The sequence below is a fragment of the Nostoc sphaeroides genome (genome assembly GCF_003443655.1).
Lineage (GTDB): Bacteria > Cyanobacteriota > Cyanobacteriia > Cyanobacteriales > Nostocaceae > Nostoc > Nostoc sphaeroides.
Genome location: NZ_CP031941.1, coordinates 6,364,509 through 6,377,347, shown reverse-complemented (window position 1 = coordinate 6,377,347; position 12,839 = coordinate 6,364,509). Strand labels below are relative to the sequence as shown.

The 12,839-nt window shown below is 41.5% G+C and carries 13 protein-coding genes and 1 pseudogene; 4 read left to right on the top strand and 10 right to left on the bottom strand.

Annotated features, from left to right (window positions below):
* Nucleotides 1-21: 21 nt before the first annotated feature.
* Nucleotides 22-972, top strand: a complete 951-nt coding sequence (locus D1367_RS28445) for a DUF5331 domain-containing protein (RefSeq protein WP_118170480.1) — start codon at nucleotides 22-24, stop codon at nucleotides 970-972.
* Nucleotides 973-1,100: 128 nt separating this feature from the next.
* Here D1367_RS28445 and ygfZ read toward each other — a convergent pair whose 3' ends face one another.
* The 4 genes from ygfZ to D1367_RS32515 all read right to left on the bottom strand — a co-directional run bounded on the left by ygfZ (nucleotide 1,101) and on the right by D1367_RS32515 (nucleotide 3,177).
* The gene (ygfZ, locus tag D1367_RS28440) at nucleotides 1,101-2,096 is read right to left on the bottom strand and encodes a CAF17-like 4Fe-4S cluster assembly/insertion protein YgfZ (RefSeq protein WP_118170477.1); all 996 of its coding nucleotides are present in this window, start codon (nucleotides 2,094-2,096) and stop codon (nucleotides 1,101-1,103) included.
* A 120-nt stretch (nucleotides 2,097-2,216) separates the two neighbouring features.
* Nucleotides 2,217-2,546 (bottom strand): Txe/YoeB family addiction module toxin, encoded by a 330-nt coding sequence (locus D1367_RS28435; RefSeq protein WP_118170472.1) that lies wholly within the window; start codon nucleotides 2,544-2,546, stop codon nucleotides 2,217-2,219.
* A gap of 9 nt (nucleotides 2,547-2,555) precedes the next feature.
* Nucleotides 2,556-2,843, bottom strand: a complete 288-nt coding sequence (locus D1367_RS28430) for a type II toxin-antitoxin system Phd/YefM family antitoxin (RefSeq protein ID WP_118170467.1) — start codon at nucleotides 2,841-2,843, stop codon at nucleotides 2,556-2,558.
* A gap of 151 nt (nucleotides 2,844-2,994) precedes the next feature.
* The gene (locus D1367_RS32515) at nucleotides 2,995-3,177 is read right to left on the bottom strand and encodes a hypothetical protein (protein WP_228674706.1); all 183 of its coding nucleotides are present in this window, start codon (nucleotides 3,175-3,177) and stop codon (nucleotides 2,995-2,997) included.
* 274 nt (nucleotides 3,178-3,451) lie between these two features.
* On the opposite strand from D1367_RS32515, the gene D1367_RS28420 reads away from it, so the two are divergent.
* Entirely contained in the window at nucleotides 3,452-5,689 is a 2,238-nt protein-coding gene (locus D1367_RS28420; protein WP_244944970.1) for a dynamin family protein, read from the top strand.
* Between the two features lie 114 nt (nucleotides 5,690-5,803).
* On the opposite strand, the gene D1367_RS28415 is transcribed toward D1367_RS28420, so the two are convergent.
* Nucleotides 5,804-6,292 (bottom strand): hypothetical protein, encoded by a 489-nt coding sequence (locus tag D1367_RS28415; protein ID WP_118170459.1) that lies wholly within the window; start codon nucleotides 6,290-6,292, stop codon nucleotides 5,804-5,806.
* A gap of 163 nt (nucleotides 6,293-6,455) precedes the next feature.
* On the opposite strand from D1367_RS28415, the gene D1367_RS28410 reads away from it, so the two are divergent.
* Nucleotides 6,456-8,384, top strand: a complete 1,929-nt coding sequence (locus D1367_RS28410; RefSeq protein WP_118170454.1) for a serine/threonine protein kinase — start codon at nucleotides 6,456-6,458, stop codon at nucleotides 8,382-8,384.
* A 256-nt stretch (nucleotides 8,385-8,640) separates the two neighbouring features.
* Here D1367_RS28410 and D1367_RS31930 read toward each other — a convergent pair whose 3' ends face one another.
* From D1367_RS31930 to ndhL, 5 genes and pseudogenes are all read right to left on the bottom strand, one after another.
* Entirely contained in the window at nucleotides 8,641-9,351 is a 711-nt protein-coding gene (locus D1367_RS31930; RefSeq protein ID WP_220450987.1) for a PEP-CTERM sorting domain-containing protein, read from the bottom strand.
* A 511-nt stretch (nucleotides 9,352-9,862) separates the two neighbouring features.
* Complete coding sequence (locus D1367_RS28400; protein ID WP_118170449.1) at nucleotides 9,863-10,525, bottom strand: heterocyst differentiation related protein; 663 nt, start codon at nucleotides 10,523-10,525, stop codon at nucleotides 9,863-9,865.
* A gap of 237 nt (nucleotides 10,526-10,762) precedes the next feature.
* Nucleotides 10,763-11,591, bottom strand: a pseudogene (trpA, locus tag D1367_RS28395) (tryptophan synthase subunit alpha).
* Between the two features lie 125 nt (nucleotides 11,592-11,716).
* Complete coding sequence (locus D1367_RS28390) at nucleotides 11,717-12,028, bottom strand: DUF3007 family protein (RefSeq protein ID WP_118170445.1); 312 nt, start codon at nucleotides 12,026-12,028, stop codon at nucleotides 11,717-11,719.
* 24 nt (nucleotides 12,029-12,052) lie between these two features.
* Nucleotides 12,053-12,265, bottom strand: coding sequence for an NAD(P)H-quinone oxidoreductase subunit L (gene ndhL, locus D1367_RS28385; RefSeq protein ID WP_100900242.1), 213 nt, complete (start codon nucleotides 12,263-12,265; stop codon nucleotides 12,053-12,055).
* Between the two features lie 186 nt (nucleotides 12,266-12,451).
* Between ndhL and D1367_RS31435 the strand changes: the two genes are divergently transcribed.
* Nucleotides 12,452-12,610 (top strand): hypothetical protein, encoded by a 159-nt coding sequence (locus tag D1367_RS31435; protein ID WP_157816578.1) that lies wholly within the window; start codon nucleotides 12,452-12,454, stop codon nucleotides 12,608-12,610.
* Nucleotides 12,611-12,839: the final 229 nt, after the last annotated feature.

The window sequence follows — 12,839 nt, the reverse complement described above, 5'->3', positions numbered from 1 at the left end:
TTGACTGAAGTGAGGCATCCCATGAATATCCAACAGCTGCGTCAATCCTTAAAACAAAAATGGCTGAGTTACTATAAGCAAAATATTTCGTGGCTGGTCAAAATGCGAATTTGGGGCACTTATGATGGTCTGCGTCGTCCTTTGTCCGGTTTTATTTTGGGAACACTCTCTGTTTTAGAACCCCAATTTGATGAAATACTTGCTTTTATGCTGGATCTGAATAACGATCCAGATAAAATAGTCGCCGCTTTAGGACTTAACTTCAATCCTGATGAAGAGTTACGTTTAATAAAATTAGACTATTCCATGCCTATAAGCCAAGTTGAAAGCGAGTTGCCAGATGAGAAACATTCTGAAGATAAACATCTGTCATCTGCTGTAACTGCCAGCAAGATAGCGCTTCATTCTCTTGCCAAGACTCTAGATTCCAACTTGTCACACGGCGATGAAGTTGTGCCATTAATTACAGCTATATCTGAGGTAGTTCGCACACGCAAACCTGAATTGATAGTAGCAAATGCAACTAAAATTGCTCCAGATACTCCGGTAAAAATGCCATCCTCCGATTTGCTAAGGGAATATCAACCAGTACGCTGGCACTCTGGTCAGTTACCTTCACGAGGATCGGCGACAATCACCAGTGAGGTTAACAGTAAAGCCAAAACTATGCCATCTGTGGCATTAGCTACTGAGGTTAAGAGCAACGCGCCATCTAGTCGAATCCCTGTGGCCACATCATTGGCTGAGATTAACAGTAATGGTAAACCAGTGCGATCGCCCCTTGGGCGGCTCCCTTCAGGAGCATCGCTAGCAATTACTACTGAGGTTAAAAGCAACGGCAAACATCCGAATATTCAACCACAAGATATTAAAAGCAAAGTGAATTTACCAACCACTAATGCCCGTAGTCTAGCTTCTTGGGTAGATGAATTTTGTTACGGCGCTAGGGATAAAGAAGATGTTTTGACTTGAATTAGGGATTTCCAAGAAATAAATTATCCAAATAAACGAACCACAGAGACGCAGAGAACACAGAGAGAGGAGAAATAGAGAGGTTTTGTGCCCGTTTTGGGATATTTTTTTATTTGGAAGTCCCTTACTTATGGGTAATCGTGAGAAACAAACGGGATTTCTATGACTTCACCCTCAGTTTCTCCCACTTTGACTTTCAACCCCACGCCACCAGCTTTAGTGCGAATGTAACCTAGTCCAAAGTAACCATCAGTGGTTTGGGTGTAGCTGGTAAGTTTGCCGACCTTTTCATCTCCAACTGCGATCGCACTTCCAACTTCAGCAGGGGCACTGAGTCTTATACCCAAAAGGTGTTGTTTTACACCTTTGTATGTATTTAACCGAGCAATAGTTTCTTGCCCAATATAGCAACCTTTAGTAAAAGAAATTGTTTGCCACAAACCAACTTCCAGAGGATTGTAATCATCTGTGAGTTCGGCATCTGGGGCGGGGCGGCCTTGTAAGATTCGCAAAGCATCCCAGGCGCGATCGCTCATTTCTACCGCCCCAGCTTCTAACAATTTATTCCACACCGAATATTTATCAGTATAGGGGAAAGTAAAGGTGTATCCGGGAGCAGCTAACCCACTACCCACAGCAATCCGCACACCCTCGGCAGAAGCAATTGTGTATACTTTGTGACTTCCGTAAGCTTGTCCAATGAGTTCGCCAATACCCAACTTTTCTAAAACAGCGTCACTTCCTGGGCCAATAAGGCTGAAAGTGTTGGTGTATTGGGTGATATCAGATAATTCCACCTTATCGGCATAGAAAATATATTTATCGAGCCATTCCATGAGATATTGGCGGCGGTTGGGTGAAACTAGCAAGATTACCGCATCTTCTCTAACGTAGGCGGTTGCTAAATCAATTGTTCTGGCTGTGGAAGTGACAAAAACTGTATCACAACCTTGTCCTGGCTTGAGTATTTGGAAATTGTTAGTACTTTGGTTGTGTAAGAAATTGAGGCGATCGTCGCCAGCTACTTTGATGCGTCCCCAGGCGGTGCGATCGCATATTGCAACCCCAACTCTGGCTGCTTGGATAGCTGCTGCGTCTTGATCGTCAAGTGTAGATGTTGGCATGGTGATGAGAAGTTGCCCTGTTTCAATGTTGTCGCACTGGAAATCTTAGCAAATAAGCGTTTGCGGCTTCAATGCATCTCCGATTCCACCTCAGCTTGTTTACATCACTTAATCATGAAATTAGCGATCGCCATAATGGTATCGCGCCTGAATAAACTCAACTCGGTCATCACTTACTACGTAAACAATCCGGTCAGTTTGAGTGATTCGGCGCGACCATATATTTGCATCATAGTATCTCAATCTTTCAGGATTGCCTGTCCCTTGAAAGGGATTCCGCCTAATCTCTTCAACTAAAGATAAGACGCGGAGTGCAGTTTTTCTATTTGTCTCTACCCAGTAGGTAAGGTCTTCCAGAAATCTCCGGTCAAAAACGAGGTTACGTTCTAAATTATCCTCTTGAGAAACTTCAGATTGGGGAAGTGCTTCTGGTTCTAAATTATCCGACATTGAATTTATTTACTCTTCTTCGTAGAGCGAGAACTCTTTACGCAACTCGTCTATAGTTTGGGGCACATTAGTCTTAGCCTTAACACGTTGTAAAGCATCTAAAAGACGTGCTGCATTCTCAGGTGATTGAAATAAGTATGCTGTCTCTATGATACTGTTAAGTTCCGCAGTAGGTATGACAGATACACTTTCTGCACCTTCACGATTAACAACTACAGGTTCACGAGTGCTAATTGCCTCTTCGTAAATTTTTTCAAAATTATTGCAAGCTTCGGTGTAGTTTGTTTTATTAGACATTTTTTGTTCCTCAATATATTTGGTACTTTTTGCTGGCAGATAACTAAAGAGTTGCTTCAGCTTGAATTTTTTGAATTATGGTTAAATTTTTCTCTTTCAATTCGATGTGCCTTGCTAGAACTTGAGCAGTTTATTCCAGTACCTACTCAGATCATAACTTGGCTAAATCTTGCCGCAAACCCTGCCCAATATATAACTTGAGCAAGGCTTCAGGTGATATATCTCGACTAGCTGCTACTTTTTCGAGTGATCGCAATGTATCTGTTGGTATCTTTATTGATACTGTTTCTGTAGTACGGGGTCTTAAGTGTAATTCTTCTTGAGGCTTGTTCATATAACTTTCTTTCTGTGCGAGTAGTGTGATGATTGGTTGATTAGGATGGGGTGCGATCGCCTTTAGTGTGACAGTGCAATTATTGAGACGAATATTTTCATTAGTAATTTAAGCTGTACGTACTTTAGCTAAACTTTCCTTCACATAATTAATTATGTCCTCTGAACAGTTCCAAGCAGCACACGACAGGATATACAACACTGGCACACGCCTTTTACAGTACCTTCAAGAAATTCGCCAAGGTCGCCTCAGCGAAGGAGACGATACCAAAGGTTTGCAGAGTGTTGAGGATGAGATCAACAAAGCCCTACACGCATTGAAAGAGCAGAAGTATCAGGTGGCTGTAATTGCAGCGATGAAAGCTGGCAAAAGTACCTTTTTGAATGCCGTGATTGGTGCTGATGTTCTGGCAAGTGAGACAGCAGCATGTACAATTTGCCGTACAGACGTTCGACATATTCCATCTGGGCAAATCCCCAGACTTTTGGAATATCGAGATGGACAAAGACGACCTATTGTTCTTGCTGAAGGTGATGCTGGAGAAATTCAACAGAAATTTCTGGTACGTACCCGTGAGATTCGGGAGAAAGGCAATCCTGATAAAACTATACGCTTTGAGATAGAACATTCTATCGAAGCTATTAGCAAACTTTCTTCCTTAGCTGGTTTTACTTTGGTTGACACTCCTGGCCCGAATGAATGGGAGTCTGGCAATTTCAACACAGCACTGAAACAAACTGCTCTGGAGGCGCTACGAACTTGCAATGCAATTCTATTTGTTTTAAATTACGCCTCTTACAAAGATAATGCTATTTCAGATATGTTTAAGGACATTATAGAAAATCGTAAGGAAATTTTATCCGAAAATACAGGTAAAATTTACTTCATACTTAATAAAGTAGATCAGAAAACAGAAAAAGACAGAGAAATTCCTGATGTTATAGAAGACTTGAAACGAGAGTTAACTAGCTTTGGTTTCTCAAATCCAATTATCTATCCTGCGAGTTCTAGACAAGGAGTTTTAGCGAAATTAATTCAACAAGGTAAGGCAACAGACAGCCAAATCAAAGACTTCAAAAAGTTTTTCAGTGCCAGGTATGCTATAGAAGATGAAGAAGGTAATCAAATTATACCTGCACCACATAAAATTGCGCCGCAAGCGTTAGAAGACAGTGGCTTACTTACTATTCAAGAAACAGTGATTCAAACCATTACTCAAAATTCAGGTTGGAATCTTTTGAGTGATGTTTTGCTAAAAATTGAGAAAATGGCTAAAGCATCTGAAGATTCTCTTAACTTACAAATTAATGGTTGGGAACTTGAAATCCATTTACTTAAAAATAAGGTCGAAGAATATCATATTAGGGCAGAATCATCTAAAAAAAAGGTTGAAAAGGTAAATGAATCAGTAAAAGCACAAGAAAAAATATTAACCACTCAATTTAGCCAAGCAATGATCTCATTTGCTAGTGGTGCAAAAAATAAGATACAAGAGGAAATTGATCGAATTGCCAAGTCTAGTTCTACTGAATACTCGAAACCTAAGACTCAGGATATTACTGAAGTGCTTCCAAAGGCAGAGATTCCCAGTAATAATATAAGTATGGGGCTTACTTTACCTAATGCTATTCCTATCTTTGGTGGTTTGGCGTTATCTTTTGGAGTGCAGCGTCCTTTAGTAGAAGTATTAAGTAAAGTTAATCCACCACCATTTAATAACAACCGTTATACTCAGGTGAAAAATGCTGATCCATACAAAATTAGAGTAGATACTGAAAAAGAGGCTCAAGAGATTGGTCGTACTATCAATGAGTTTTGTAGTCCACTTATTCAAAATTGGTGGATAGATACACAAGATCAGCTTGTCAGAAACGGAACTTTAATTAGAGAAAAGTTAGTTAGGGAAATTCAAGCAGATATTCAGCAAATATCTAATGAACTATCTAAATATGTTGGAGAGTCCTTACAGGTTAAGCTAAATATCAATCCTATTCAGTTTCCCGCATTTGAATTTAAAGGAATAGATGCACAAGTTAAACATCAGATTGAAGTATTTACAAGGAGTGAAACGGAAACTAAGTTCCGCTCAGAATCTAAAACCGAAAAATCAGGTAGCCTATGTAAAAGTGATAAAAGTTACACAGAGCAAGTTCCATATCAAGCTACTATTCAAGTTGAAGATAAACTTTCCTTTTACGAAGTTGATTTGCACGAAACAACCAAACTAATCAAGCATAAAATAGACACTCAGGTATCAGGAAGTCAAGTAGCTTTACAAAAAATCATTCACAAGCAAGTTCGAGACGACTTTAAGAATGCGGAGCAACAGATTAATGCCTACATCAAAAGGTTTCAAGATGAGTTTGACCGCTTGTTGAAAGAACGGGAGATGAGAGAAGCCGAAGCTGAACAAATTCGTGAAACTCTTAATGTTCAAAAAGTAAAGTTGAATAAATACTTGGATGAACTAACTGCTATTCGAGCATCCTTGGATAATTGGAAGCCATTGTAAAAAATCAGATAAGTGATAGACCATTCACGCATTCCAGATAGGTTGAAAAAGCGATCGCATTACCCCATAAGCCCACCCGCGTGGGCTTTATTCGTGTATTCTATTTTGAGGGATTTAACCTTCTGGTAATTTAGCAAACGCTTGCTCAACTAACTCCTTTGCTTTAGCATCCAAACGCAGCCAATCTACTTCACCGAATTCATCGATTAAACCAGTATCAATATCAGCAACTTCCAACTCTTGGCTGTATTCAATAAAACACACTTCGTAACACAGTTCCCACAAATCGATACTCGCTTCTTGCTGTTGACGCTGCAAACGTAGATGATATCCTGGATGGGGCATCGGCAGACGAGCCAGAGTCTCTCTGATTTCATCTGCTTCTTCGGGTGTTGCAGTTTCCATTGCTTGCAACAGTTCAGTCACCAATGCTTTTATTTCATCAGTGGTGCTAGGGGGCCAAATCAAGACATCGTGGTAAGTTCCCGTCCAGGAAGATTCATCAAGCTGCTTGCGGATATTGTCGATAACGCGAATGAAAGCAGGTTGCATGAGGATTTCAGCCTGCTGCCATGCAGCTGAGTTTGTTATTTTAGGTGGCATTGGTAATAAACAGGGGCACTAAAAGAAAAATAAACAGTCTGCGTTTATTAAAAAGCTGCGTTTTTAATCTAAATCTTTTCTCAAGATAGCGGATTTCATTGAAGAAAATTTGGAGATATTTATTACCAGCTGGAAAATTAGGTAATAACTCTGGGGAGGGAATATGATAGGCAAGCTACTAGACCATCGTTACCAAGTAATTCGAGTCCTCGCAATGGGAGGATTTGGTCAAACCTACATTGCCCAAGATACTAGGCGGCCCGGTAACCCCATTTGCGTTGTCAAGCACCTCAAACCCGGAACTGACCCCAGAGTTTTTGATACTGCTAAACGCCTGTTTAACAGCGAAGCCGAAACTTTAGAAAAACTGGGCAATCATGACCAAATACCCAGGCTGTTAGCGTATTTTGACGAAAACCAAGAATTTTATTTAGTACAAGAATATATTGAAGGACATACCCTAGCTGAGGAACTTATACCTGGTAAGGGCTGGAGTGAAAGCCAAGTAATTCAACTATTGCAAGAAGTTCTACAAATTCTCGAATTTGTCCACCGCCAAGGCGTGATTCACCGCGACATCAAACCGGATAATATCATCCGCCGTGCCTCAGATAATAAGTTAGTTTTAGTGGACTTTGGGGCAGTGAAACAACTGCGTACACAACTGGTAACAGTGGGCAGACAACCCTCTGCCACAGTAGTTATTGGTACTCCTGGCTATATGCCGACAGAACAAGGACAAGGTAAACCCCGCCCCAACAGTGATATCTATTCCCTTGGCATTATCGCCATTCAAGCATTAACAGGATTACAGGCAACAGAATTGCAAGAGAACCCGGATACGGGTGAAATCATCTGGCAGCAATCAGTAACCGTGAACTCTCGACTGGCGGCGGTATTATCTAAAATGGTGAGTTATCACTTCAAAGACCGCTACCAAAACGCCACCGAAGCCCTGCAAGCATGTTTTGAGGCGATTAATCCAGTACCAGCACTTTCCAAACCTCAAGAATCTGCCAAAAATTCTAGTTACCAAGCAGCCAAATCCCAGCCTCAAGTATCTCGGCTGCAAACTGTTGCAGTTGCACCAGCAAATCCTGTTCCCGCAAAACCTGCCCGTAAAAATTCTGACAAATCCGACCCATGGCCGATATTAATTGGCATATTATTGGCGGGTGGTACGGCTGCTTTGGTAGCAAATATATCTCCAAATGTGAAAAATTTAGCTTTTAACCTTACAGGTAAGGATACTGCCTTAGCAAACAAATGCTCGGCTGTTGTCGTCGGAAATTCTAATATTCGTTCTGAACCTAGTTCGATAAATTCTGGTAATGTTGTGCAAACAGTTGCCGATAACACCAATTTCGAGGTGACTGGCAAACGGACAAAACGAGGTTGGATAGAAGTTAAACTTAAATCTGGCCGTTTGGCTTGGGCACACTCGGATGTGATAACCAATAATCAAGAATGGGGTTCTTGCCTGCGTGAAAAAGGCATTGCAACTAAGATTGTAGATGATAGTAGCTTGATTGCAACTCGACCGACTCCCAAGCCACAATCAAAATCTAGGGATGTAGTAACTCCATTACCAGAAAAGCCGAAGGGGTCTACTGATGACGCTGGGAAAACAGAGCGATCGCAGCCTACTGATAACAGTACCAATATTATAGAACAAGCCAAAAAGAAGTATGATTCAGGGGATATAGTTGGAGCGATCGCACTCTTAAAATCGGTTCCGGCAAATGCTGCTTCTGGTATCCAAGAGACAGGTAAAATGATTGCTCAGTGGCAGGAAGATTGGGCGAAAGCTGAGGCGTTATCTAATGAAATCAACAAAGCAATAGATGATGGTAAATGGGATAAAGTTTTAGATTACAGAAACCATCCAGAAAAGTTACCTAATACTAAATATTGGCGAAACAGAATAGAACCATTATTTAAACAAGCAGCCGAAAATCTGGCAAAACAGGCACTAACTAAACTAGGAAATCAAGGGAATCAAAAGACTACCCAACAGAAACTTCCCAATACTAACCAACCTGCTACTACAGAGAGTCCTAATGCTACAGAAACTCCGCAAGGCGGTTTGTAATATCAAGGTTGATTAAGGGAAATCCAAGAAATAAATTATCCAATATTGTGGGGTGGGCAAGATGAGCGCCATATAAACTGGGCGCTCATCTTGCCCACCCCACAAGAGTTAATTGAATATTTTTTTATTTGGAAGTCCCTAACCATCCAGTTTAAGCATCTATTGATAATGAATAATAGATAATTTTATTACCTTTATTTATTACCAATAGACACGAAGATAAGGAAACTGTGAAAGCTATACTAACGTTGTTGGTTTACACTTTCGCTCTGACTTTGTACTGCTGTTTGCGCTTGAGTAGTGAACCGGCACCTAAAGCGCCAAACGCTAATAAACCTAATCCAGAAGCAGGTTCAGGTATAGTTCGTCCCTTAGATATAGCCCCAGTCACGTTATCCAATCCGAAACCTTCTCCTCTTTCTCCTAAATCCTCAATTCGTGATATGAAAGTCACCTTACGAATGTCTTCTACAGGATTAGTAACAAACCCAAAGAAGCCATCGTTGACTGTTACTGGAATGGTGTCTAAAACTCCACCTATATCCAACACAAGGTCTAAATTCAGCCCTTCTCCACTATTTGCTTCAAAGAAATCTGCTCCCCATCCAAAAACTGGAGTATTTAAAGTTAAGTCTACATTGGTAGCCCCAAAATCAGTGAATACTGAGGCATGATTTGTACCATTATTGTCGTCGTACTCGAAAGGTGACACCTCAATCAAGTTACGAAACGCACGAGCATTTCCTACTTGAAGGAGTGTGAACTCTCCAACGTCAACAGGGGTGGTTCGGAATTCTGTATCAGAAGTAAAACTTTCAAAATCTTCACTGAATGTGTCACTTCCTGATACAGCAGTGTTCCAATCAGTACGTGAGGTGAAAATTGTAATAGCCTTTGCCTGTTGCGTGTCAAGGCTTAACAAAGCAAGGATTGCTGCTGTGGCAGCAGCCAGATGTAATCTTTTCATACAAACTAAGTGTTGTTACCAACGTAGATTTCCATCGATATATTAGTAACTTTTGCAACATTTATATCTACTCTTCATACAAACCATAAAAATTTTCCAAAAAATTCATCCCAGCTTTAAGATTGACAATTTTGGTAATCTCTCTGAACTTAAAACGACTGTTTTTGAATAATTATAGGACTTACGCATTGACAGAAAAGCCAAAATAGCAGGTATAATTTTCAAGGCTTATAGCTAGATTTTTCAATGATATTTTGGCGATCGCGCCCAATCAAGGGTGATAGACAAAAGCCTGAAACAACGTATTTACGTTGGTACACAAGATAGTTATTTTGTACAGTGCGTAAGTCCTGAATTAATAATTTACATAAAAGCAAAATAAAACATCTAGGTAAGAATTTAACAGTGCTACCCTGTATACTTTTCACCTAAATGCTTTTGTCCAACATTTTTTACTTACACTTACTCACGATTGTAGTAGTTGCTACTTCTACTAACAAATATTTCCCTGTTACTGCATTTCGTCGTATTCTGGGGCTTCAACTCGTCTTGTTTCCATCCGCGAAGCAGGCAAAAACTCAGCGCGACGGACTGGAACCAAAGGCGGTGTATTTCCTTGGTAAGGGTGAATCACTTGTACAGTCCGGGCTGGACGCTGCCGTGGTGAGAATAAAGCTAATACCCCAGCGACGACAACACCACCACCAATAGTCAGAGTTGCGCCTCCTACAGCCCAAAGCACGGGTGAAGACCACCAAGAACTTTGCGGCTGGAGTGCTGTTACTTTTTGTTGGTTATACTGCTGGGCTTGTTGCCACTGCTGCTGAGTATTGAAATTTTGAACTTGGCCTTGGAGTTGTTGATTTTGCAACTTCAGCTGTTCATTGTCGTTTTTTAAACGCTCCAACTGCATCTGCGTGTTCAGTTTCTCCATCTCCAAACGCTGGTCAGCATTGGCCGCAGTGGGTGGCTGAACCTGACCGGGATAAATTGGTTGCCCATAAGGGCCATAAGGATACATTTGTGGCTGTATTCCCGGCGCTACTACAGTCCCTGGCATTTGCGGAGCAACAGCAAAGTTAGGCTGTAGGGGGGTATTTGTCCCTTTGAGCAATACGAGAGCCGCCAGCCCAGCTACAGCAACCCCACCGATAAACGCCATACTCTCACTCATCGCCTTTGCTCCTCAATTGCGACCTAATTATAACAATTTGTGACTGACTCACTCTCACACTCATAAATTATGCCTATTTGACTTCACATAATACTCAAACTATAAGCGACCGGATCAGCTAGTTTTTTTACATCATAATATCTGATGTTAATATTCAAAACCATAACGGTCAAATTGTCTACCAAACAAGCATAGAAAAACTGCGCTGTTATACTTTTTTTAATCTACTTTCCCCGTCTAATCAAGAGGAGTATTTGTGCTGGTGCTGTTGGTCTTGATGGCAGCCTTGAGACTTTGGCAGAATTGGGCGATCGCCGAAAGTCCTTCCTCTGGGGTGCCTTGGGCTAACCGTTTCACAAAAGCACTACCCACGATCGCAGCATCCGCGCCCCATTCCTTTACCTGACGGGCTTGTGCAGGTTCGGAGATGCCAAAGCCTACACCGATGGGTTTATCAGTAACACTACGAATTTGTTGGAGTAAATCGGATACGCGGTTTTCCAGTTGCGATCGCACTCCTGTAACCCCTGTGACGCTGACTAAATAAATAAATCCAAGAGATGAACGAGCGAATCGCTTCTATCCGTTGGGCAGAACTGGTGGGCGCTACCAACAAGATTACGTCAATTCCCATCTCACTAGCTGCTTGGAGCAATCCTGCTGCTTCTTCTAACGGTAAGTCTGGTACTACCAATCCCGCTACGCCAGCCGCCGCAATTTCCTGGAGAAATTTGTCAATTCCCCGGTGCAGAATTGGGTTGTAATAGGTAAATAGGATAATAGGCGATCGCAATTTGGGAGTAATCCCTTGCAACATTTCTAGCACCTGCTCTAATTTCGTACCCCTTTGCAAGGCGCGGGTAGCAGCAGCTTGAATTACTGGCCCATCAGCCAGAGGATCGGAATAGGGTATACCCAGTTCTATAATGTCGGCTCCACTACGATCTAGAACCTGCAAGGCTTTTGCTGTTGTTTCTAAATCTGGATCGCCAGCAGTAATAAACGGAATTAGAGCGCACTCACCATTTTGCCCAAGGGTTTTAAAGCAATCAGAAATCGCAGTCATTTTTAGTCAAGTGTTAATAGCCAGTGGTCATCGGTCATTGGTCATTGGTCATTAGTCATTGGTCATTAGTAAAGGACAAATGACTAATGACAAAGGACAAATGAGACAACTGACCAATGATAACTTTACACCTGAGATTGTTCTTCTTGTTCTATTTCGGCTTGAATTCGTGCTATTTCTTCGGGAGTAAGCTCATCTAACCGCTTTTGCAGAAAGTCTTGCTCGTACTGTTCCCGTTGTTGGTGGTAGGTCATTTTTTGTCCCACCGCGCGGAAAAAATAGGTGGCTAACCAGCCAACTAACCCACTGATTAGTAAGACTTGGCTCCATATACCAGCTTTTTGATTATCCAAACCGACTAGCTGCAATCCTACATAAGCCAAGCCGCCAGCAATAAAAACACCCAAGCCAATTCCAATAGCGTCAATCCGTCGCATGAGAGTTATGACCTACCAATTTAGTTAAACTTCAATTTGTCGCCGTTGGGGTCGAAAATTTAGAAACGGCGATAAAACCAACAAACCTGGAAAGAAGAAGAACACCAAAAAGTACATAAAGGTACGCTCAATGGAGGTAGCTACATACCAACGCTGCTTCAGGTACAGCAAAATAGCAATTGGGATTACCAGAAGGTAAGCTCCAGCCAAAATCAGATACAGCAGGGCGACAATCATAAACTTTCAAGTCTTAAGCTTCTGTTTTCCATCATAGGCTGAAGAGCGAAACTGAGGAAACTATAGTCATGACCCTTTCAACATAACCACCCCAGAATTCCTGCTTTATGTCCAGATTGATTGACAATAGGTATTATTATGCTATTGTAGTAAATCTGCTAACAAAAAAGGCTCTAGTCAGACAAGATGAAAAACTCATCCAGATTGATTACGAGGAAACAAGGAAAACTTGCAACTCTAGAAAGCGATCGCCCAATCTGGAAAAAATATTTTCAATCTAGTTGGACAAAAGACACAATTGATGGTGGAATAGATGAGGAGGTATTTGCTGCCTCGAAAGAATAACTAGTTATGCTAGTTGCAAAACACCTGCGGGGGTGTGGCGGAATGGTAGACGCTACGGACTTAGATAACTGAGCCTTGAAGGAGAAATCCCTCAAGTGGAAGCTCTCAAACTCAGGGAAACCTAAATCTGGTGACAGACATGGCAATCCTGAGCCAAGCCGAAAAAAGTCCTGAGTCATGAGTGTTGAGTGGTGAGTAAATTTAAAACTCTTAACTCCTAACTCTTAAC